Annotated in this window: 17 protein-coding genes; 9 read left to right on the top strand and 8 right to left on the bottom strand. The window is 41.6% G+C overall.

What is annotated here, in order from left to right; translation table 11 throughout:
• Positions 1-96: 96 nt before the first annotated feature.
• Complete coding sequence (locus tag ACKRAT_RS13190) at positions 97-1,305, top strand: RNA polymerase sigma factor RpoD/SigA (RefSeq protein WP_411842837.1); 1,209 nt, start codon at positions 97-99, stop codon at positions 1,303-1,305.
• Entirely contained in the window at positions 1,302-4,523 is a 3,222-nt protein-coding gene (locus tag ACKRAT_RS13195) for a helicase-related protein (protein WP_411842838.1), read from the top strand. The genes ACKRAT_RS13190 and ACKRAT_RS13195 overlap by 4 nt, the downstream gene beginning before the upstream one ends.
• Positions 4,524-4,597: 74 nt before the next feature.
• Here the strand turns inward: ACKRAT_RS13195 and ACKRAT_RS13200 are convergent, their stop codons facing one another.
• Complete coding sequence (locus ACKRAT_RS13200; RefSeq protein ID WP_411844465.1) at positions 4,598-4,720, bottom strand: acetamidase/formamidase family protein; 123 nt, start codon at positions 4,718-4,720, stop codon at positions 4,598-4,600.
• A gap of 118 nt (positions 4,721-4,838) precedes the next feature.
• Between ACKRAT_RS13200 and ACKRAT_RS13205 the strand changes: the two genes are divergently transcribed.
• Positions 4,839-5,054 carry an ATP-binding protein gene (locus tag ACKRAT_RS13205; protein ID WP_411842839.1) on the top strand — a complete coding sequence of 72 codons (216 nt, stop codon included), beginning with the start codon at positions 4,839-4,841 and terminating at the stop codon, positions 5,052-5,054.
• Between the two features lie 499 nt (positions 5,055-5,553).
• Here the strand turns inward: ACKRAT_RS13205 and ACKRAT_RS13210 are convergent, their stop codons facing one another.
• From ACKRAT_RS13210 to ACKRAT_RS13220, 3 genes are all read right to left on the bottom strand, one after another.
• Positions 5,554-6,894: a 5-methylcytosine restriction system specificity protein McrC gene (locus ACKRAT_RS13210; protein ID WP_411842840.1), complete on the bottom strand. Its 1,341-nt coding sequence runs from the start codon at positions 6,892-6,894 to the stop codon at positions 5,554-5,556.
• Position 6,895: 1 nt separating this feature from the next.
• Positions 6,896-8,221: an McrB family protein gene (locus ACKRAT_RS13215; RefSeq protein WP_411842841.1), complete on the bottom strand. Its 1,326-nt coding sequence runs from the start codon at positions 8,219-8,221 to the stop codon at positions 6,896-6,898.
• A gap of 517 nt (positions 8,222-8,738) precedes the next feature.
• Positions 8,739-10,514 (bottom strand): NERD domain-containing protein, encoded by a 1,776-nt coding sequence (locus tag ACKRAT_RS13220; protein ID WP_411842842.1) that lies wholly within the window; start codon positions 10,512-10,514, stop codon positions 8,739-8,741.
• Between the two features lie 322 nt (positions 10,515-10,836).
• On the opposite strand from ACKRAT_RS13220, the gene ACKRAT_RS13225 reads away from it, so the two are divergent.
• From ACKRAT_RS13225 to ACKRAT_RS13240, 4 genes are all read left to right on the top strand, one after another.
• A complete protein-coding gene (locus ACKRAT_RS13225; protein ID WP_411842843.1) occupies positions 10,837-12,024 on the top strand; it encodes a MalY/PatB family protein in 1,188 nt (395 codons plus the stop codon).
• A gap of 81 nt (positions 12,025-12,105) precedes the next feature.
• Entirely contained in the window at positions 12,106-13,293 is a 1,188-nt protein-coding gene (locus ACKRAT_RS13230; RefSeq protein WP_411842844.1) for a cation:proton antiporter, read from the top strand.
• 146 nt (positions 13,294-13,439) lie between these two features.
• On the top strand, positions 13,440-14,819 hold the full coding sequence (locus ACKRAT_RS13235; RefSeq protein WP_411842845.1) for a DHA2 family efflux MFS transporter permease subunit: 1,380 nt from the start codon (positions 13,440-13,442) through the stop codon (positions 14,817-14,819).
• A 148-nt stretch (positions 14,820-14,967) separates the two neighbouring features.
• Positions 14,968-15,063, top strand: a complete 96-nt coding sequence (locus tag ACKRAT_RS13240; protein ID WP_411842846.1) for a type I toxin-antitoxin system Fst family toxin — start codon at positions 14,968-14,970, stop codon at positions 15,061-15,063.
• A gap of 193 nt (positions 15,064-15,256) precedes the next feature.
• On the opposite strand, the gene ACKRAT_RS13245 is transcribed toward ACKRAT_RS13240, so the two are convergent.
• Complete coding sequence (locus tag ACKRAT_RS13245; protein ID WP_411842847.1) at positions 15,257-16,417, bottom strand: aminotransferase class I/II-fold pyridoxal phosphate-dependent enzyme; 1,161 nt, start codon at positions 16,415-16,417, stop codon at positions 15,257-15,259.
• A 114-nt stretch (positions 16,418-16,531) separates the two neighbouring features.
• Here ACKRAT_RS13245 and ACKRAT_RS13250 point away from each other — a divergent pair, with 114 nt between their 5' ends.
• Positions 16,532-17,875: a YjiH family protein gene (locus ACKRAT_RS13250; protein WP_411842848.1), complete on the top strand. Its 1,344-nt coding sequence runs from the start codon at positions 16,532-16,534 to the stop codon at positions 17,873-17,875.
• 80 nt (positions 17,876-17,955) lie between these two features.
• On the opposite strand, the gene ACKRAT_RS13255 is transcribed toward ACKRAT_RS13250, so the two are convergent.
• Positions 17,956-18,885 carry a quinone oxidoreductase family protein gene (locus tag ACKRAT_RS13255; RefSeq protein ID WP_411842849.1) on the bottom strand — a complete coding sequence of 310 codons (930 nt, stop codon included), beginning with the start codon at positions 18,883-18,885 and terminating at the stop codon, positions 17,956-17,958.
• A gap of 79 nt (positions 18,886-18,964) precedes the next feature.
• Between ACKRAT_RS13255 and ACKRAT_RS13260 the strand changes: the two genes are divergently transcribed.
• Positions 18,965-19,900: a helix-turn-helix transcriptional regulator gene (locus tag ACKRAT_RS13260; protein ID WP_411842850.1), complete on the top strand. Its 936-nt coding sequence runs from the start codon at positions 18,965-18,967 to the stop codon at positions 19,898-19,900.
• 73 nt (positions 19,901-19,973) lie between these two features.
• Here ACKRAT_RS13260 and ACKRAT_RS13265 read toward each other — a convergent pair whose 3' ends face one another.
• Together ACKRAT_RS13265 and ACKRAT_RS13270 are read right to left on the bottom strand one after the other, a co-directional pair.
• Positions 19,974-21,245 carry an amidohydrolase gene (locus ACKRAT_RS13265; RefSeq protein WP_411842851.1) on the bottom strand — a complete coding sequence of 424 codons (1,272 nt, stop codon included), beginning with the start codon at positions 21,243-21,245 and terminating at the stop codon, positions 19,974-19,976.
• Between the two features lie 24 nt (positions 21,246-21,269).
• Positions 21,270-22,787, bottom strand: coding sequence for an AbgT family transporter (locus ACKRAT_RS13270; protein WP_411842852.1), 1,518 nt, complete (start codon positions 22,785-22,787; stop codon positions 21,270-21,272).
• Positions 22,788-22,888: the final 101 nt, after the last annotated feature.

The raw sequence follows: 22,888 nt of genomic DNA on the forward strand, positions 1-22,888 counted from the left end.
TTACATTTATTACCTCATGACCTTTAATGTCTCATTTAATTGGAGTATAATTATATATATATTTCTGAATATTAGATTATAGAGGTCGTGATAATTATGAAAACAGAAATGGATCTTTTAAGTTACTTTAAAACTCACTCCATCAACAGTATTTTAGAGTTTACTTACGATACCTTTCTAACTAAAGTAAATGCAGGAGTTATCCCCATGACTAATGCTTACCTCTACGAAAAATTATTTTTAGAGAAAGATAAAGGAATTTATTATGTTCATAGACTGGGGTTCAGATTTAAAGACTCAGTAGAAACTAACGAAGAGAAAAATAAACCAAATAACCAAAACAATGAAGTAAATGAAGCTTACGATACATCAAACGAAGAAAAAAGTAATATTGAAATAGATTTCTTTCCTAGTTTAGAAGATACAGAAGAGTTTTTAGAGTTGAAAGATAAAGATTTAACTGATTTTGAAAGCGATCACTTAAATAACGATGTTTATTTTAATAAGTTATACAATGAAAAGGGAAAAGAAGATAAGACAATCGAACAAATTGTTGAGGCAAATCAAAAGTTAGTTATCAAAATAGCCTCCAAGTATGAACAAGTTGTTAAACATTCTATCTTAGATCTCGATGATTTAATTGCTAGTGGTAATAGGGGGTTATATAAGGCTATTGAAAAATTCGATCCAGAGTTAGGATACAAGTTTTCAACATACGCCACTCATTGGATAAGACAGAAAATTACAAGAGATATCGCAGATTATAAATTAACAATTCGCTTACCTGTACATGTTCATGAAAAAATCAATCAAGTACACAAAGCTATAAAAGAATCCATGAGTGAAGACCTTGCCGAACAGATAAACTTTTGTATGGATAGACTCAATATGAGTGAAAAGGCTCTGTTGGATTTATTTTTAATTGATAAGCAATTTAATAATGGTGTTACATCATTACAAACCTTAGTAGGAGAAGATAACGATACGAAATTAGAAAACTTTGTAGATGCAACACAAGTTTTATATGGATCAAATTTAAAATCTCCTAATGAAGAGTTGTTCGCCAATTCATTTCGTCAAGAAGTAGAAAAAATAATGTATACAACACTTAATGACAGAGAGAGAGAAATTCTTGAAAAGCGAATGGGATGGCATAATGGAGAACCAAAAACTTTAGAAGAAATTGGAAAGGAAAAATCAGTTACTAGAGAAAGAATAAGACAAATCGAAAGTAAATCCTTAAAAAAATTAAAAGGACAGTTTGTAAAATATAGACTCGATGAGTACATGGAGGAGTATAAATGATAAAAGGTGAACCCACTTATATATTAAGCACTAAAATATCAATTCTAGTAGGCTTTTCTGACACAGAATTATTTAATTTTGATAATAAGCTACTCAACTTCCCTGGGGGATTGGATATGTTCTTGGAAGAGTCCGATGGGAAACGCCCGAAAGACTATTTATCATATTTTCAAAATATAAATGAACCACACTGGATTACTTACGAGGAGTTCTTTATATTTAAAAATGTAATAGAAGTGTTTTTTGATGATAGTGAAATCTCCGTAGTTTATAACAATCGTTTTATTTCCTTGTACCCGTATAACAATTCTTTTAGTAATATTGAAACATTCTATGAATATTTATATGAAAAAGAAGATTATAAAGCGAGCGAGCTAGATAAGAAAATTAATGAAATCTATACTTCAATCCATAATATTAAAGGGGACTACTATGTAAGTGTAGATAACGATTTATTGGAACCTTATACGAAAGATTTTTACTATCAACATGAAAAAAAATTGGAACAGAGCGAAGAACTCAATGAGAATGAGTATGATTACTCATTTGAGTATAATGATAATCCTAAAACTCTAATTAACTTAAATAAATATTTAGAAAGAAACCATCACAAAAGAATTGCTGTCAGCCGGCCCCTCAACGAAGAGATAGAGCATACACTAAAAATATTAGCATTCATTCATTCAGATAGTATTTTTATTGTTTATCAGCCTATTATTGAAAAGAAATTGATTCATAGAGAAAAAGAATATAAAGGCCTCTTATATAAGTATTGGAAATACAATTCTTTTAAAAGCTTGGATATGTATAAAAATTTAAGAACTCGTGAGCTGACAAAGATAAGCCAGGCACAAATCATTGATGACATTGTCACTCAAATGGAAAACTCTATAGAAGGTGGGGCGCCAAGAGATATTTTTGTCACTTCTTCAACTGGAGCTGGCAAATCAATTATGTTTCAAATCCCATCGCTTTATATTAAGTATAAACACCCTGAAGAAAAGAGACTCACACTTATAATTTCTCCTTTAATTGGCCTTATGAATGATCAGGTCGAAAATCTGAATAAAAGAGAAATAAAAAATGCCAAAACTATAAATTCAGGACTTTCTCCAACTGAAAAATCAGTTATATCACAAGATATTAAGGATGGTAAAATTGATATTCTATACATTTCAATAGAAACACTCATAAATCGTTCTGATATCCATGACTTGATTGGGGATAGAAAAATCGGCTTATTTGTGATTGACGAAGCTCATACTGTTACCACCTGGGGAAGAACATTTCGTGTAGATTACTGGTATATGGGGAGTTACCTTAATAGATTACGCAAGAACCACAACTTCCCAATCGTTACTTTTACTGCTACTGCAATATTAGGTGGCCCCGATGATATGTATGGTGAAATCAAAAAATCACTAAATTTAGTTTCGCCTATTCAATACATAGGAAAAGTTACAAAAGATAACATCTATATGAATATTAGAAAAGTAAATGAAGAAGACAAAAAGGAGGGCGGCAATGATGCTGCCGGAGTCAAAGATAAAGCAACACTTGCCCGAGTTAAGCAAACTTTGCATTCCAATAAAAAAATGCTTATTTATTTTCCTACTGTTATCAGTCTAAGACGCTTTATTAGAACAGCCGAGAATTGGGAACCTCAACTTATCGAATCCTTTACAAGTTATCATGGGCAGTTACGTCCTGAAGATAAAGAAATCAACTTCAATGACTTTAGATCAGGAAACAGAAAAATAATGTTGGCTACAAAAGCATTTGGGATGGGGATAGACATTCCAGACATAGAAGTTGTCTATCATTATGCAATTACCGGGAACTTACTGGACTACATTCAAGAAATTGGGAGAGTTGCAAGGGAACCAGGGTTACAAGGACAGGCAATGCTCGACTATTTGCCAAATAAAGATTTCAATGAGTATAAGCAACTAAGAGGCATGTCCTCAATGAAAAAACATCAATTGATTGATGTGATGGATAAAATTTTAACGCTTTATTCCAACTCAGGTAATAAGCGTCATTTAAATATCAGCATTGAATCTTTTGATTACATTTTCAATAAAGATGATGATGAACAAACCGATGATGAGTTAGAGAAAAAAGTTAAACGTGCATTACTCACTATAGAGAATGATTTTAAAAATAAACTAAGCTATCCGCCTTTTGTTTCAAGGCCAGGATCTACGAATAGCGAAGATTTCATCCTTGTAAATGACTCAATGCAAAATAAAATTAATGATAATCGCTATAGAAATTACTTTATCAAAATTTGTGATCTTGAAAATTCATACTACAATTCTATATATATTTTTAGAACCGAGGAATACTGGAAAAAGAACTTTAATCGACTCTCCTATCGGCAGTTTAAATACTTTCTTGCTAAAAGAGGAGACGAAATCAAACGTGATCCCTTACTTATGGATCTTAACTTTGCAGTAAAATATAAAGTTATTTATGCTCAAGATACTTCAGAAAAAGATATTCATTCCAAACTAGAAGACATTACAAGTAAAGTAGAAGAGTCACTTAGAGGTTTTGCTTTGAGTCAATCCCACTTTACCATTGAAGATTTTTCAAAAAAACTAAGATTTAATATGGGATTAAAACCTCGAGAAGCAGATAGAGTGACTTCAACAGTAATTAATACACTTGTTCAAATTGATCACCTTAGAGGTACACGATCAATTACTCGTTTCTCCTCCAATGAGAAGTATCGCATAAATAATAATTATGAGGACTTGTTAGAAATACTGCATGAGACCCTAAATAAACTTACGTCTAAGACTGCAAAAGATACTAAAGAGACATATACTGATTATTATCTTATTCGAAATGTTAGGAATGACGAAATAGATTATTATAATATTTTACTTGGATTCTTGGAAGCCTACAACTTAGTAAGCTTCGAACTATTTGGTGGAAACAGCCCAAGTATTTCCCTTAGAATAAATGCTATTTCACAGATGGAAAGATATGTGAAAAACCCTATGAAATATGACAATAAAATTTTAACCGACCAATATTTTACCTATTTGAGAGCAATAGAAATGTATAAACATTTATTTTCATTGCCAAAAGTCGGAGATTCTGAGAATGAGAAGGTTTATAACTATACTAATGAGTTCTGGAAAATTGTTGAAGAATATTTCTTTGGTAATATTCCTTCCAAAGTAGAGCATGCTGTTTATAATAGATGATCAATACTTCAACCTAAACCACCCTACTTCCTTAAACAAAGACGATTCCGATTAAATCGGAATCGTCTTTACTTCTAAACCATCCACAGTCTCGGATTCTTCTCCTGGATTTCCTTGAGCAGTGACAGCGTACAGCAGACATTTGGTATATCGACGATGCCGCCGATGTTCCCCTGTACAGGTGCGGAGTTGAGCAGCTGTAACTGTTAAACTAGACTCAACAGTTTTCTACAACTAAAAGTAAACAATCTTCTACAAATAAGATACAACAGTTTACGAACCAGGAATCACTTTTCGGTATTAGGTTCGCCCGGGATGGACATCCACAGTGTCAATCAGGGGTACCAGGTGTCGTTCATACTTATGGATCACTTGATCTACATACTCAAAATGCGAGAGCATATCAGCAAGTCGAAGGCACAGTATAAACGCATTATTGCCTCCGATTTAATCATCATCGATGACATCATGCTTATGGATTATGATCCCCAAGATGCGCAACTGTTCTTTCAGTTCTCCCACGATATGTAGGAGAAAACAATGTTTATTTTAACGCTGAACAAGAGCCCCATTGAATGGGGGAGTGTCTGGGCGAAACGACACTGGCGACGGCGATCTTCGATCGCCTCCTCCACAGAAGTGAAATCATACCTTTGATGAAAATCAGGGCAGCTGTTTAATGCAAGATTCAAATACACATTATTGCAGAATCTAAAGACTAATATTGCAATGTTAATTACATAAAGAATACTTCACGATTTGATGTGGAGAAACAAGCATGATAGCCTTGCTGGCAATGCCAGATTACTTTTGAGCTCTGGCTTCCTGGCTCTTATTCATGCTTGTAGAGGCTCCATGTCAAATTGATTTAATACTATATATTCTTCCTTGCAAAACTATGTACTATGCCTTTGCAATATTATGTATTTTAAAAATGCAAAACACAACAGCACCAGAATGAAATATAGAAAAGCATTGTTTGAAGAAAAAAGTGTTGAGTCTTATTCGGAATAAACTGTCTCCTTTAACATCAAACTTTCATTTCTTCTCGCAATTCGTATTCGTTCATTATCATCATACTTTTAAATTTATGGTAGCTTTCTGCATCTATTGGTACTCTCATCCCCAATTTCTTCACGGTGATTTCTTCGTTCCGTTTCATACTTTCTTTCTTCAATCCAAAGTTGAAGCCTTTCAAAAGCTCCATAGTACGCTCTGCATCCCTTCCATTTTCCATCACGGAGTATGGATAGATATAATAACCCTTTATTGAATCAAAACGGAACATATAGGACAGGATCTGATGATAATCTGCTCCAAAAATATTACGGCTCGGCTTATATTTTGCGTCAACGATGATTCTGTTTTCATCTTTCCTTGAAATAAAATCAGGATAGATCTTCCCTGCTCCGCCTGCGAAAAGGTGATTTGCACCGATTCCTTCTGTATTGCTCGGATGGAAAAACAGGTCACCAATTATGGTATTTAGATATTCCTCGAAAAGCCAGGCACCATCCAAAATAACGCCATAAAACTTTTCTTTGCTGTCACTTGTGAAGAGCATGCTTTGACTTTCGAGTATGGCGATGCATATTTTCTGCAGTTGCTTGTATTCTTTGTAGTAGGCATGGTTCACCACGTTCCGCTTGTTCATATCAATCAGTTTGGTTGTAGACCCTGTGGCTGAAGAAGCTATATTTTCAACCATTCTTACATTTTCGTGTGTAATGTGTGATTCAGTCAAAATCCGATAGTATGTTTTATGGCGTTTTATATATTGTATTGTATGATGGACGAGCTGAATCACCGGATTATCGAAGCTGTACTCCCTGTTTGTATAGGCAAGGTCACCTGTAAAGGGTATATTATTTTTAATATGTCGTGCGACATCAATCTTGCCTTTTAGGGCACTATTATTATGCCGCTTCGTCCGGTACTCTTTATAGATTCCTTTTGCCAATGCTTTATTCAAAATTGAAGGAAATAGAAGAATTATCAAGTCCAGGAACCCCTGATTGGACTTCATGCTACTGGAAAAATCCAGAGGAGTGATGCCATATACCTTGCTCAGCATATATTGAAGAAAGTAGTTATCTTCACTGTCGTCGAATCTACTAACAATACTGAGCGCATCTTTACCGCTGCTGAAGAACCCCAGCAAGTTTGATGTAATCATTTTTTCCTGCGTCGTCTCGAGCACCTTTCTGTCATCATTCATATAGGCGGCGTTTCCTGGGAAAATGAGCATATCGGACTTTGCCAGCTCTCCCATGGTCTTATTCTGCAAATATTGTACGATTTCATTCCCGTAGTGACTTTCTTCCAACTCTACTCTGGAGTTATCTTTGAGGACCAAGTGTTGACCCTTCATACTACTCATCCTGTTCATCAAAATAGTAGACTTGCTTGAGTTGATCCAAATGCTCCTCTGCATCCATATGGTTTCTCAAATACTCCTTGAGTAATGGGTATATGAACTCCTCCCACAACACTTCAAAATCATATTCTACATCCTTCAGTTTCAAGAAGTAGCTTGGACCTATGTGGTAACTCTTATCCAATCCAGGGATATCTTCAATATTTTCATTCAGTCTTGTGAGGCGGTCCACGATATCGTCAATCGTGACCCGGGTCTTGTCCAGCTGCTTCAGCATGCTCAAACTGTCCTTCGCTTTGATTTCAATGAACCTAAACCGCCTTCGCATAGCAAAATCGAAGCTTTCTACACTTCTGTCAATGTCATTCATTGTGCCGATAATATAAACATTCTCCGGGACATAGAACCTCTCCGGAAATGGGTAATCCGCAGCTGAATGCAGCGCATGATACTGGGTCATAACAGCACCTTTCTCTCCTCTATAACCAGGATCGAGGGAGAAGAACAGTTCACCGAATATCTTGGAAATCTCTCCTCTATTGATTTCATCGATGATGAACACATATTTCTTGCCACTTGCTTCTGCATAATCCTGAAGCTTATGATTTCCTTTCATATATTTAATGACAGCTTTCCTATAGCCACTGTGCGTTCTGCTGTTTTCTTTTTCATCCCCCTTATACAGATTATAGATTCGCTTTGGAGTCAATGTAGTATTGCCTCCTCCTCCCTTTACGAATTTCAGTGTGTCCTTTCCAGTCAATTCAAATTCGATATCTTTTCCTTCTCTTATTGAAGGTACCACTATCTGTTTTTCAATTTTCAATTCATCAATCAAAGCATCCCACGCCTCATCAAAGTTATCAGATCCTGCTTGATTCCTCCTCGCTTTATCGCAGAATTTCATGAACGTCCCCGGCATCAGTTCAAAACCGATCTGACTGTTCCCATACTGCTTCGTCCTGAGGCCTTCCACAAAGTCCGTATAATCATAGCTTGGATGAAATTGGACAAACTCAACTTGCTCCTCATTGTCTTCAGTAATCTGTTTTGCCAGTTCCAAGGCCATATATGACTTACCAGTACCAGGTGGACCGTGAAGAATGATATTCTTCGAACTTAACAACCGCTCCTTGAATTCTTTCGTGTTGCTTTCAGTGCCTGATTTCTGGATAAAGTCGTTATATAACATAATCATATTCCTGAGCACATCTTCATAATCTTGTTCATTCTTTAAGCTCAAACCATCTTCCGAGACATTCCAACTTTTGTAGTAGAAGACCAGTCCGCCTCTATGAGGTTCCGGTAAAGATTTATCCATTTTGGGATACTCCTGTTTTGTGGACAGAAAGACGGTTTTCCTGCCCCATTGAACTTTCTGCCAATCATAGAACAAGCTGATCCACCCTATGTTCACATAAGGATAGGTATTCAATGAATTATTGCCGTGAGCAAAAGAGCGCCCAATTTTATATTTCCCTTCTGACACAGTGATCGGCTTTCTTGTTCCTCCAACAACAAAATTATCAAGCGTCTTTCCACGGCTATCCGTCGATTTTTTTCCAATTGAGTTATTACATATCTCCAAGAAGCTATCTACATATTCCCTGAAAGATTGAATATCTTTTTTTGAAAGAGTTACATCTTTTAGCATGATATCTGCCTCGCTTATCCTTTTCTTTAATAATAATACTTTATACTAGTTTTTCCAAATTCAGTAAAACCTCAAAACAAAAAACGATTTCAAGTAATTTGAAATCGTTAAGATAAGCATCTGATGTTCTTAAATTATCTTGCATCAATTTACTGACACTTATTATAGCTGCGTAAAGTAAAACTCAATCATAATCAAGTTTTTCCATTGCCAAATATTCCCTCAATACAGTTGGTTTATTTTGACTTTCTTTAGAGATCGAACGATATAAATCCACTTCGTCGCTATAGCCCATTACACAATGAATTTCAGCCATATGCTTTGCTCTTGATAGAGCAATATAAAAAAGTTTTTTACTATTTTCATTAAGTAGAGATTCTTTAGTAATATCTACTACAATAACAATATCACTTTCATTTCCCTTGAATTTTCTTGCTGTAGTAAAAAGCAGATGTCCTTCTTTTTTAAAATCACTCACTTTATGTTTTCCTATAGTCAATGAAAGTTCATTTGGAAGTTTCTCTGGGCGAAGAACTCTACTGGAATCATTACTGGATTTAACTGTGAGTAAAACAATATCTTCTATAGATATGCCACGATTAATATAGTAATCCAACCGTTTCTCCAAACTTTTCTCCAATCCCCTCGCACTCCGACTTATAACCCACTGTGGTCTTTGACCGCTCACTTTTATCTTTGGCTCTTTGATACTCTCCCCTACAATTTTACAACATGATTCTGCTATTTCCATTGTGTTTCGGCAGTTATTCCTTAGTATGTATCGGTTCTGAAAAGTATCCAACCATTCTTCTGACTTATTATCATGTGTCTTTTGATGAACATCATAAAAAGCATAAAAATGTCCTTCTGATTCTTGTTGGATGTTGTATAGCATTTCCAATATACCTCTAGTGTAATCCTGCGCTTCATCAATAATTAGATCATCATAGTCCCATTTTAGTTTACCTTGCAATATATCTTCCAAAAGATTCATCTGCCGTTTCCAATGGAATTGCCCTGATTTCAGATAACGGTATACTACACCGAGATCATATATATTCATGACATCAATGTTATCCGAGTGTGCCTTCAGCGCTTCTTTCATATAGTCCTTAATCATTCTGTTAAAGCACAGAACAAGCACTTTGCGGTTTTTAGATAGACGTTTCGCCTTTTCCAGAGCGATAACTGTCTTCCCTGAACCCGCCATTCCTTCAATTACCGCTTCTTTTTGTTTCTCGAGAAAATCCAACACCCCAACTTGATCTTCTGTCATTTTCCTAAATGAGAACTCATGCTCTTTTATCCTTTCTCTCAATACTGGAATCGCATTGCAAGAGGGGGCAATCTCATTTATAACAGAGTATTTTACTTTTTTTACCAGCTCTCTATCCTCGGGCAGCCGACCATTATCATAATCGAAATGTTTGTCTAGAGCCGCAGAGAGGCTTCTCAAATCCTCTTTAAATAATATATGCTCTTTATAAAAAGGTGGAGGCGTTCCTTGCATCTCCCCTCTACATACTGAAGGGAAGAATGCCACTGATGTACATGGATACTGAACATTCTTCTTTAGGTTTTCCTTTAAATGCTTTATTAAAGAGTATTTGGCAGGGGCGATCTGTTTTAAAGGATCAATAAGAATATAATTCTCTTCTTTTTTATCAAAATCATCATATTTGAGATACTGTTTTTGAAAAATTCTATTATCCTCAAATTTTATTTCTCCACTCTTTACTTCTACACAGATAATGCCTTTTTCAGGATGAAAGACTATAAAATCAATTTCTTTGTCTACAGGATATCCTTTATTAGTGTGTGCACGTCCTAATATATTGACTGAGTGAAAGATGACGTAATCATCACTCAATTGCTTTTTAAACTCTTTATAGAGCAGTATTTCTCCCCAACTATTATTGAATTCTTGTCTCTCACGATATTCAGGTACCATTATTGCCATAGTGTCATCTCCAAAAAATATATTAAGAATATTCTAACATATATATTGAAAGTTAATTATACTTAAAAAGATAGATTCGGTGAATTGGTTTTGTGTCGGCTTCTATTCGCAAGCATCTTCATGACATCGCCGGTGACGACAGGCAGCAGTATTCTGCTCCTATGCATTTGTAGAGGGCGTTCTCTTGATCATATGATCTGAAATAGTCTTGTTCGAATATATCGACGAGTTCGCCTTCAATGTTGAACGCTTCAAGCCTTTCCTTTTCACTATGAATTGGTATAATACGTCTATGATTATATAGGATAGGAGTGAAGCCGTTTTGGATATACAGACTTTTGTAGATAAATATTATGTGGAACGCAAGAACACGAATTCAACCAAGTGGGATCTTCTGGAGGAACGTTTCGGTGACCCGGACCTGCTGCCGATCTGGGTGGCGGATATGGAATTCAAAGCACCGGAGGGTGTCATCGATGCATTGACGGAACGGGTTCAGCATGGAGCATATGGATATTCATTCATTCCGGACTCCTACTACGAAACCTACTCCAGCTGGATGGAGAAGTATTTTGGTTACAAGGTGGAGAAGGAATGGTGCCGTCCGGCAACAGGGGTGGTATCAGCACTCTACTGGTTCATGAACTGCTACACGGAAGAAGGCGATGCAGTCATCATCACACCGCCGGTCTACTATCCGTTCTTCAACGTCATCAGAGAACTCGACCGCAAACTCGTGACTGCGGATATGACGGACAACGATGGCCGCTTCGAACTCGACTTCGACCTGTTCGAGCAGCGTATCGAAGAAAATAATGTAAAGCTCTTCATCCTATGTTCACCGCATAATCCGGCAGGACGCGTATGGACAGAAGATGAACTGGAACAGATGCTCTCCATTTGTGAAAAACACGATGTACTCGTCATTGCCGACGAGATCCATCAGGACTTTGCCTACGGTGAACACAAGCATATACCCGCACCGGTAGTCGCAGGCGGCAAGTACACCGACCGCATCGTGCTCGTCAATGCCGCTTCCAAGTCATTCAACCTGCCCGGCCTGCTCCACGCCAACATCGTCATAGAGAATGATGATTTGCGCCAGCAGTTCGACAATTATGCCGGCCAGCACATCCAGAGCGAAAAGAACATCCTCGGCCATATCGCAACAGAAGCCGCCTATGAGACAGGCGAAGCGTGGCTCGATGGACTGAGATCGGTCATCCTGTCGAACTACGATTACATCAAAAAGCAGTTTGCCGAACACATTCCGGAAGCGAAAGTATCCAAGCTCGAAGGGACATACCTGCCGTTGATCAATCTGCGTGGTTTCCTCGACCCAGAAGATACGAAAGCGTTCGTCCAGGAGAAATGCAAACTCGCCGTCGACTATGGAGAATGGTTCGGAGAGGACTATGAAGGCTACATCCGACTGAACCTCGCAACCCATCCGAAGTTCGTCAAAGAGGCAGTGAATCGCATGGTTGAAGAGTATAAAAAACTGAAATAACTGTTGCCACCCTGGATTAAGCCACCTTAATCCAGGGTATTTTATTTTAATAAATCAACACAGAAAAAGGGGGTGAGCCCATTGACTGCTTCACAGATCATTTTGCTTTTACTTATCGGTTATATTATATTTACGATTGACCAGAAACAGGAGAATTTCCCGGTACCGACCATCCTTGTGCTCATCGGTGTCGGTCTGTTTTCCATCCCTTATTTCTCATCCATTGAAGTGACGGAGAATATGATCTATCATATTTTTCTGCCGGCCTTGCTTTTCACTTCTGCCTATCAGTTTCCACCGGATGGATTAAAGAAGAATGCAGGGATCATCACCTTTTTAGGCACTTTCGGTATTATATTCACTATTGCACTGCTGGGTTCCGCCATCTATGCATTGAGCGGGCCTTTTATTTCCCTGACGTTTTTAGAGGCTTTAATCATTGCTGCCATTCTGACACCGACAGACCCGGTTTCTGTCGTTTCAATCATTAAAAAGTCTACGGGGAATGAAAAGATTGCCCATGTGGTCGAAGGGGAATCGCTGATCAATGATGGAACGAGCATCGTTGTTTTTGCCACCCTTGCCGGCATGTTTGTTGAAAAACAAACTTTCAGCATCGGCTCTTTTCTCGGCGAATTCCTGCTCGTTTCCCTCGGCGGAGTTGTTCTCGGTGTATTGGCCGGATGGCTGATGAGTAAAATCGTCCATTTCACCCACGACCGCAGATATCAGGTGATGCTGAGCATCATATTGGCCTATGGCACATTCAATATCGCCGAATATCTCGGGGTATCCGGCGTCCTGGCGACGGTATTTGCGGGAATAATGCTCTCTTTCGAATATGCAAGCACGGAGAGGGAAGAAAAATTCAGAGAATCACTGGACGGCTTTTGGGGCATCGCAGAGCTGAGCATTCTATCATTGCTGTTCCTATTGATCGGCATCCAGTCGGCCGATGCATTGCTGTTTGATGGATGGGGGTTTGCCATAATCATCTTTATCCTCTCCATGGTCATCCGGTATATCCTCATCATGGGGGCAACCCGGCTATTTCCAAAATGGCGCAATGAAATCACCTGGCGGGAAGCGACGCTTATCTCCTGGTCCGGATTGAAAGGGACGATGTCCATCTTTTTGATACTGACCCTCAGTTCAAAAAATACCGGAGACGTGGAGATGATAGTATCCCTATCCTTTGCTGCCGTATTAATTTCACTCGTCGTCCAAAGTCTTGGTGTCGCGCCATTATCAAAGAAACTGATTAAATAGAGATTTATTAAACGCCCCGTATTATTCTGATACTTAATACGGGGCGTGCTTCGACTGTTGTTCTATAGAGAAACTTCCCCACTTTGACCAATGCAGTGCATTATGTAACAATATAAAGGATTACATCTGAGAGACGGAGGGGTCACATGGCTGAAGAAAAAATAGAGAGCAAAGGCGTAGTTGTGGTGATCATTGCCGCAGCTTTTTTATTGACCTTCAATCAATTCCTCCTGATTACGGCATTCCCGACCATCATGGAGGAATTCAATATCAACGCCACACAGGTCCAGTGGCTGACCAACGCCTTCATCCTTACAACCATCATATTCATCCCGATGTCCGGATACTTATCCCTGACCTTCTCCGCCAAAACGCTCGTCATATTTTCGCTTACCTGCCTTCTGATCGGTACGATCATCGGCGGCTGGTCGCCGAACTTTGGCATCCTGATATTATCAAGGGTAATCCAGGCAATCGGCGCCGGCATCATCCTGCCATTGATCCAGACGATACTGCTGATAGTATTTCCCTATCACCGGAGAGGATTCGCCATGGGATTGCTCGGTGCGGTGACGAACATTGCGCCCGCTTCCGCCCCGTCCATTTCCGGGGTCATCATCGACTATCTCGACTGGCGGTCCCTCCACTGGGTGCTTCTGCCCTTTATCGCCATTACATTCATACTCGCCCTGTTTCTGATGAAGAATGTACTCGAGCAGCATAAGACGAAATTGGATATTCAGTCCGTCCTCTTATCCGCAATCGGTTTTTCGTTCTTCATAATCGGCCTCAGCAATATAAGCACCTATGGATTCCTGAGTCCGTTATCTGCCATTCCGATCATTTTGGGCATTACCGGGGTTCTATTATTCACACGGCGGCAGTTCAATATCCCAACACCCGTGCTGAACTTGAACCTGTTCAGGAATAAAACCTTCAGCCTGGCGATAATCCTGATATTCATCAACATGATGCTTCTGCTTTCGGCTGAGACGATCATACCGATGTTTGCCCAGAATGCACTTGGAACCAGCGCATTCATTTCCGGCTTCCTGCTCGTTCCGGGCACGATCATCCTTTCCGTCATCACGTTCATCTCCGGCAATCTGTACGACCGGTACGGCGGCAAGCGGATCGCGACAATCGGATTCATCTGCACCACCGTTTCACTCATCCTGCTCAACACAGTGGGCATCGATGACTCACCCTACTGGGTCATGGTCCACTTCTGCCTGTTCATGACCGGTTTCGGCCTGACGCTCATGCCGCTCGTTACCGTGAGCATGTCGGAACTCGGGAAGAAAGACATCCCCCATGGATCGGCGATTGTAAATACGGTCCGCCAGTTTGCGATGGCATTCGGCATCATCATACTGACCTCGATCATCAGCATCACCGTCACATTGATGGATGCGCCGTATGCTGAAAGTAATTATGCAGGAACCTCCTACGCATTTGCCGTCATGGCGGTTCTGGCTTTGATCGGGTTCGGGCTGACATTGCGGCTGAAGGAGAAGAGATACTGATAAAACAAGTAAACAGAGCACTTTAAGTATTGGCAGTAATCAATTTAAATGTATGCAACGCTAGTGTATGTATATAATAAATGTATGGTAAAATTATGAAAGTCATCTAGTGTACTTCTGTGCTGATAGCATGGAAGGAGGTGACATCATGTGCAGCATCTTATTTGAGTTTCTTATCGCACCGATCACTGTAGGTGTGATAATCACATTGTTCGCTTATTGGGTAGACAATCGTGATAAATGACTAGATGACTAATCCAATACACCAAATGAACCCCCAATCTATTGGAGTAGATTGGGGGTTCGGTGTTTCATGTACAACATCTTATTTGTTAATTGTATTATAACATTTTTCTTTTAATTTATCTAATTATAATAATCAAAATCTGTGTAGTCAATTTAAATGTATCTTCAAAGTAAGAACTCAAAATCATATTTTATCTCTCCTCCAGCATTCCAATATACTTCTCCAGACGGTCCGCTGCTGCTTCCAGCTCTTCCATGCTGCATGCGAAAGAGAGTCTGATATGGCCTTCGCCGAATTCAGAGAATGACCGGCCCGGCACCACTGCAAGCTGCACGGTCTCGAGCAGGTCGGTACAGAATTTGAATGAGTCTTTCTCATACTTTTCAACCGACGGGAAGATATAGAATGCGCCTGTCGGTTTCTTGACTTCGAGTCCCATATTGACCAGACGGTCATATATATAATCCCGTCTTTTAACGTATGCCGCATTCATCTCCTCCGGGACATTCAGCTGATTTCTCAGTGCCTCTATCGCTGCATACTGGCTCGGGATGCTTGCACAGATTGTGTTGTACAGATGCACGGCTGTGACTTCCTCCAGGATTGTCCTGTGACCCACTACATAGCCGATCCGCCAGCCCGTCATCCCGTGCGATTTACTGAGCCCATTGATGACAAGGACCTTTTCCTTGATCTCCGGATAACCTGCCAGGCTGATATGCTCGCCTTCCAATGTATTCTCACCATAGATTTCATCGGTAATGACGAATATGTCATATTCCCTGAACACTTCCACCAGTGCATCCATCTGCGCCTTCGTATAAGTGACCCCTGTCGGGTTTGTCGGATAGTTCAGTATGACCGCCTTCGTCTTATCCGTAATGTTATTCTCAATGAGTTCCGGCGTGGCAATCAGTCCGGTCTCCGTCATATCGACGAACTTCGTCACACCCCCTGAGAGTTCGATGATCGGTTCATATCCGAGGTAGGTCGGTGCCGGAACAATCACTTCATCTCCCGGATCGAGTATCGCACGCAAAATACCGTCAATGCCTTCACTGCCGCCGACCGTCACAAGCACTTCCCCGTTCGGGTCATATTCTGCATCGTACTTATTTTTATAATAGTTGCTGATCGCTTCCCTGAGTTCAAAAAGCCCCGTGTTATGGGAATACTTCATCGACTTTGTATTGATTGCTTCAATTGCCGCATCCTTGATCGGCTGCGGGGTTTCAAAGTCCGGCTGACCGAGTGTCAAATCGACACAGCCCGGAAACTCCTCCACCCTGTTGGCAAACTGCCGTGTGCCGGGCACTTCTATATCTTTCATTTTCCTGTTTGCTTCAGGCATACTATCACTCTTCCTAAAAATATTTCATACCGATTATATCAGAGTGTATGGACATTCGAGTCAAATTCCTTTATTATTATCTCTATTCATATTAATACATAGAGGGGTTTAATTATGCATTTCGATACATCCATCAAATTAAAAACCTGGATTGTTTCCTTCATCGCGCTCTTACTGTTCATTGTTCCGGTCAACATCGGCGGACAATGGACCATCTTTTTGGGCATCATGGCAGAAGGCATACTTGCCAATCTTGAAGGCACAATCCCGGCAATAACGACGGCAGCGATCGTCATCTTTCTACTCATTACGATCTACGGTACATTTTTCAATAAGGATATTTTCAGCAATACCCCCAAACTGCAGGGCATATTCGTCCTGACCTGGCTCTGGTTCCTGCTCAGATTCATCGGCGCCGTATTTGCCGTAATGATCATTACAGGGTTCGGTCCTGAAGCGATCACCAGTGATCTGACGGGCGGCACTGTAATGTACAGCCTTGTTCCCATTCTTGCGACATGGCTGCTGCTTGCCGCTTTTCTGATGCCGCTGCTCATGAACTTCGGACTGATGGAATTCGTCGGTACATTTTTGGAACCGGTCATTCGTCCATTGTTCAAAGTACCCGGCCGTTCCTCCATCGATGCGCTGGCTTCATGGATGGGAAGCAGTCCGGTCGGTGTCATGATTACGACCGAACAGTATGAAAAAGGGTTCTATACGAAGAGGGAAGCACTCACGATTGCGACGAATTTCTCTGTTTTATCCATACCATTCAGTCTCGTCATCGCCACCGTGATCGGCATCGAACATTACTTCCTCCAGTTCTATCTGACGATGACCATCGCATGTCTCTTTACCACACTGATCCTTGTCCGTATCCCGCCGTTATCCAAAAAAGAGGAAACGTATTATGAAGTGACCGGGAAACAGATCGACGACCGCGACGTGGAAGATACGATACTGAAGACCGCAACAAAACGTGCCTACAGAAGAACATCTGAAAGTAAAGGGCCCATCGGCCTGATCAAAGACGGTGCAATCAATGTCATTGATATATACGGCGGATTGATCCCTGTGGTCATCGCAATCGGTACCACCGCTTTGATGCTGGCGGAATATACACCGGTGTTCACATATCTCAGCTATCCGGTCCAGCTGTTCCTGGAACTGATACAAATCCCTGAAGCTGCCACTGCTGCGCCTGCATTCATCATCGGGATTACGGACATGTTCCTGCCCGCTGTCATCGGCGCAGGCATCGAGAGTGATTTTACGAAATTCCTGATTGCCGTCATGTCACTGACGCAGATCATCTACTTCTCAGAAGTCGGTGCACTGCTGCTCAAATCGAAAATTCCGGTTTCCGTACTGGAACTCGTTTTAATATTCATACTGAGAACGGTCATTTCATTCCCCGTCATCTATCTGTTTGCATGGATATTCGTGGGGATGTAAAAATTATTCTTAATCAATCAAACACCAGAGTGAAGTATGATGCTTCACTCTGGTGTTTTAATGCATGAATTAAATAATCGCTATGAGATTTTAAATACCAGTTTTCCAAGATAATGATTTTCCAGCGCGGTGTGAGCCGCCTCAAAATCCTGCATATTGAACACTGAGTCAACATGACATTTAAGTCCATGTTTTCTTACATATCCATCCAATCTGTCTATTATATTTTCATCCACTTCTCCATAATACGGCTTTATCTCTATTTCTCCGCCGTCCAATTCCGGAACTTCATAGTCTCCTACCGGATAGGCCACAGTCGTCGGTCTTCGCATATTTCCAACGTTATTTTCAAAGTCGTTCATCGGAGCAGTCATAAGAAGCTTATTATAACGGAAGCTTTCAGGGATTTCGTCATTATCTTTTCCATTGATGGAATCGGCGCCAAGTCTTTTACAAAAATCAGCGCCATCTTCGCCAGAAGCAACAGCAAATACGAAACCGCCTATAATCTGGGAAAGTTGGACTGCTATATGTCCCACGCCGCCGCTTGCTCCATGGATAATGATATTATCCATGGAGCCGAGTTCCAAAGTGTCCAAACCTCTTAATGCCGTTAACCCGACTCCCATTATGGCAGCCCCTTCAGTCATTGATAAATTCTGCGGGAGTACTCTGACCTGGTCCTGGTGCACAGCAGCATATTCGGCATAGAAACCTCCACTGCTGTTTAAAAAACTGCAGGCATATACAGAATCACCTATTTTAAGTTTTTTTACCTCTTCACCCATTTTCACAATTTTACCGGAACCCTCGCTGCCGAGTATATACGGAAAATGGGGTTCAATGTCCATCAATTCGTGATATCCGCCATCCCTCTCAAAGATATCCCATTGACCAATACCGGCATAGTCCACTTTAATCAATACCTCATCTTCTTTGATTTCAGGCACCGGAATATCCCTGATTTCAAAATTCTTTTTTCCAAAATCATTCAAAACGATGCTCTTCATGATTCTGATCCCCTTTCTCTAGGTTTTCCTTTAGTCTATAATCAATATATGACATCCTGTGTCCTATATTGGAGGAATTATGAAAAATCTTCGACTGACTAAAATAATAAGCATGCTCGAGACCAGGAAACACGTCACTACGAAAGAAATGTCCGAACTGCTGGGTGTCAGTTCAAGAACAATAAGAAGAGATATTGACGACCTGTCTTATATGGGGTATCCGATCGCCTCCATCCGGGGCAGAAATGGGGGCTGGTATTTACTTGATGAATTTAAAAGCACGTTAAAATCGTTGACTGCCGATGAGTTGTCTATATTGTCGATCGCCCCGCCGGACAAAGTTTTGAAAGACTTGGAGATCTTTGCAGATAAACTGACGTTGGACAGCAAACTGGCAAAAACGTATAAGGACCATTCAGCTTTCAAAGAAGCTCAATATGTCTATGTTGACTCAACAGACTGGTTTGAAGAAATCAGGAATACTTCATATGTATCCACTCTCCTTCAGGCAATCAAAGATAGAATGAGGATAGAGGTGCATTACGAAAAAGGCAGCGGAGATTTTAAAGAGTATGATCTGGAAGGTTTGGGACTGGTGTTCAAATCAAATACATGGTACTTAATCGCTCAGACAACATCAAACTTACGCAGGACTTTTAAAGTTTCAAGAATAGAGAATGTCCAAATAAAAGACAGCAAATATGAATATCCAGGAGATTTCTCCATAGTACATTATTGGAAAGCTGCTGAAACATCTTTTCAGAGTAATGCCAGTCGCTTTACTGCCAAAATCGAAATTGAAGAAGAGCACATCAACTATATAAATAAGTATTTCAAAATCACAGAAACTGAAATATCCTCTTACGGAACAGCAACTCTTTCGCTTATTTTTGATAATGAAACATCAGCTGTCCGTACATTGACAGGATTCATGGATTTGATAAACTGTATCACTCCCTTGTCCTTGAGAGAGAAGATAGAAGCAGGCATAGAAAATTTGGCTGACAGAAAGTGATATCCCATCACCTGGAACTAATTGGGTATAAAAAAGCGCCGATTGATGAAAAATCATCAATCGGCGCTTTCTGTCATCTACGGCTCAGTTCCACCGCTGATTCAAACAGCGTCTGTACCCCGGGCAGCAGACTGTCTTCATTCACATCGAATTTCTCATTGTGATGGCCGGCGGCAAGATCAGTGCCGAGGATGCAGTAGGTGGCAAAGCCGCCCTGCTTCTGCACTGCATCCATGAAGAATGTGGCATCTTCTGACCCTGCCGCTTCGTTACTTTCGACCTGGCTTATAAGTCCCGATTTCTCTGCACAGTCATGCAGCCGGACCGCCAATTCCGGAGAGCCTTTGGCACTGATGCCTTCCCCGACGATCTCGATTGCATATTCCACCTGGTGCATCTGCGCGGCACCGCTGATGACGGATTCCGCGTAGTTTTTCATGTAGTCATTGAGTTCTGAAGTCTCCCCGCGTGTTTCCACTTTCAGCGCCGCTCTATCTGCGATGACGTTCCGGCCGCTTCCGGCATGCAGTTCTCCGACGTTGACCCGTGTCATCCCCTGCGAATTCCTAGGGATTGCACTGAGGTTGATGACCGCATTGGCTGCAGCGAGCATGGCATTTCTGCCCTCTTCGGGTTTGCCGCCTGCGTGCGAGGATACGCCTTTGAAACTCACGTCCATCTTGGATGTGGCCAAAAATCCATTATTGGATGCCACAAAATGATTGTGCGGCACACTTAGACCGATATGTGTCGCGATGAAGTGATCGACATCATCCACCACGCCGGCACGCACCATGGAGATTGCCCCACGTGCCCCTTCTTCGGCCGGCTGGAAGATGAGTTTTATCCTGCCCTTCAGCCGGTCACTGTTCTCTGAAATCAGTGTGGCCAGCCCCAGGCCGATGGACGTATGCGCATCGTGCCCGCAGGCATGCATTTCCGTATTCGTCGAACGAAAATCCTGATTCAGCGGCACATGATCGCCACTGCTCGATTCATAGATCGGCAGTGCATCCATATCGACTCTGTAGGCAACGGTCGGACCGGGTTTCCCCGTATCCCACGTTGCGACGATGCCGGTGTAGCCTTCTGACACCTGTTCCAAATATTTTTCAACCGCACCATTTTCCTCAGCCCAATTCAAATGGGCCTGCGTCTCTTCATCAGATGGTTTGCCCATGCAGTGCTCGGCGGACATGACTTCCCTGCCGATCTGCAGTTCAAATCCGAGTTTTTCCAGCGTCTCCGCCACAATGGTGGCCGTCCTCATCTCCAGGAATCCGAGTTCCGGATAGCGGTGGAAATCCCTTCGCCATTCAATCAGTTTGTTCTCAAGGGTCTTCATATCCATATTCCTCCATTAAAATCTTTATTTCTCAAGATACACACTTACACCCGGTCCGAGCGGCAGACCTGTGAAGAAGAAAATCAGCAGCAGTACGATCCAGGTCGCAAGGAATATGATCGAATAGGGAATCATCAGTGCCATGTAGCTTCCGATACTTGCATTCTTATCATACCGCTGCATGAAGGCAAGGATGATGACCATATATGGGAACAGCGGCGTAATGATATTGACCGATGAGTCCGCGATACGGTAGGCCGCCTGTGTAAACGCCGGGTGATAACCGAGCTGCATGAACAGCGGCACGAAGATCGGTGCCTCGATCGCCCATTTTGCCGAGCCTGAAGTGATCAGGAAGTTGAGCAGTGCCGTGAATATGATATACCCGATGATCAGACCGACCCCGGTAAATTCGACACTTTCCAGGAATTCCGCACCGTTCACCGCAAGCCATGTGCCCAGGTTGGACCATGTGAAGTATGCGATGAACTGCGCAATCGCGAACACGAGGACAATATAGCCCGCCATATCCTTGATGGATTCCGTCATGTAATGGGTGACATCTTTACTGCTCTTTATCTTGCCCACTGTAATACCGAACGCCATCCCGATGATGACAAAGAAGATCAGAATAATCGGTACGATGCCGTCAAGGAACGGTGACGGGGAGATTCCGCCTTCTTCATTCGTCAGCGGACTGTTCGGCAGAAGGATCACCGCCACGATTATCGCCCAATAAAGAACACCTGCAATGAGTGCAGCGAAAAATCCTTTCTTGGCATTCGGCAGTTCTTCAGTGTTTTCATCTTCCACTGCCTCCCCTGTGTACTTGCCAAGTCTCGGTTCCACAATCTTATTGGTAACCAGGCCGCCGACAACCGTCAGCACGAATACGGAAACGATATTGAAGTACCAGTTATCCACCGGTGTAACGATGACGTTCTCATTTATAATGGCGGCCGCCTCTGTCGAAATTCCCGCAAGTAATGCGTCTGTACCGGCGATGAACAGGTTGGCGGTGAACCCGGCGCCCGCTCCGGCATATCCGGCTGCGAGACCGGCCAGCGGATGCCTGCCGATCTTATAGAATACGAGTGCCCCGAGCGGTGGAACCAGAACGACCGCGGCATCCGATGCCAGGTTACCCAGTATACCTACAAATACAACCGTGTAAGTGATCAGGAATGGCGGCGATTTCAAAATCGTCTTACGGATCGCATAATCCAGCAGACCCACTTTTTCAGCCAGACCGATACCGAGCATCATCGCCAGTACAAGTCCGAGCGGTGCGAAACCGGTGAAATTATCAAGCATCGAAGTGATGATGAACTGCAGCCCTTCCCCCGACAGCAGGTTTCTGATCGGCAGCTCTTCCCCGGTACCCGGGTGATTGACCGATGCATCGAATAGACTAAATATGTAGGACACGAAAATCATCAGCACGGCCAATCCGATGAACAGTGCGAACGGATCCGGCAGCTTGTTGCCCACCCGTTCTATAACGTCCAGCATTTTTCGGAAAACACTCTTCTTCTCTGTCATAATATCCCTCATTTCCAATTGAGTTTAAACCCTATCCGTTAAGTCGAATTTGATTGACACAGCTATTTTACAAGACAGCATACGCCCTGTCCATGATTTTC

The sequence above is a fragment of the Salinicoccus sp. HZC-1 genome (genome assembly GCF_046736035.1).
In the GTDB taxonomy this organism is placed as follows: Bacteria; Bacillota; Bacilli; order Staphylococcales; family Salinicoccaceae; genus Salinicoccus.

Excerpts from the sequence above, each read along its gene's own strand:
- ACKRAT_RS13255 (WP_411842849.1), bottom strand. The coding sequence starts at position 18,885 with ATGAAGAGCATCGTTTTGAATGATTTTGGAAAAAAGAATTTTGAAATC.
- ACKRAT_RS13215 (WP_411842841.1), bottom strand. The coding sequence starts at position 8,221 with ATGGATAAATCTTTACCGGAACCTCATAGAGGCGGACTGGTCTTCTAC.
- ACKRAT_RS13245 (WP_411842847.1), bottom strand. The coding sequence starts at position 16,417 with ATGCCTGAAGCAAACAGGAAAATGAAAGATATAGAAGTGCCCGGCACA.
- ACKRAT_RS13240 (WP_411842846.1), top strand. The coding sequence starts at position 14,968 with ATGTGCAGCATCTTATTTGAGTTTCTTATCGCACCGATCACTGTAGGT.
- ACKRAT_RS13265 (WP_411842851.1), bottom strand. The coding sequence starts at position 21,245 with ATGAAGACCCTTGAGAACAAACTGATTGAATGGCGAAGGGATTTCCAC.
- ACKRAT_RS13195 (WP_411842838.1), top strand. The coding sequence starts at position 1,302 with ATGATAAAAGGTGAACCCACTTATATATTAAGCACTAAAATATCAATT.
- ACKRAT_RS13260 (WP_411842850.1), top strand. The coding sequence starts at position 18,965 with ATGAAAAATCTTCGACTGACTAAAATAATAAGCATGCTCGAGACCAGG.
- ACKRAT_RS13250 (WP_411842848.1), top strand. The coding sequence starts at position 16,532 with ATGCATTTCGATACATCCATCAAATTAAAAACCTGGATTGTTTCCTTC.
- ACKRAT_RS13190 (WP_411842837.1), top strand. The coding sequence starts at position 97 with ATGAAAACAGAAATGGATCTTTTAAGTTACTTTAAAACTCACTCCATC.
- ACKRAT_RS13235 (WP_411842845.1), top strand. The coding sequence starts at position 13,440 with ATGGCTGAAGAAAAAATAGAGAGCAAAGGCGTAGTTGTGGTGATCATT.
- ACKRAT_RS13220 (WP_411842842.1), bottom strand. The coding sequence starts at position 10,514 with ATGGCAATAATGGTACCTGAATATCGTGAGAGACAAGAATTCAATAAT.
- ACKRAT_RS13210 (WP_411842840.1), bottom strand. The coding sequence starts at position 6,894 with ATGAAGGGTCAACACTTGGTCCTCAAAGATAACTCCAGAGTAGAGTTG.
- ACKRAT_RS13270 (WP_411842852.1), bottom strand. The coding sequence starts at position 22,787 with ATGACAGAGAAGAAGAGTGTTTTCCGAAAAATGCTGGACGTTATAGAA.
- ACKRAT_RS13205 (WP_411842839.1), top strand. The coding sequence starts at position 4,839 with ATGGACATCCACAGTGTCAATCAGGGGTACCAGGTGTCGTTCATACTT.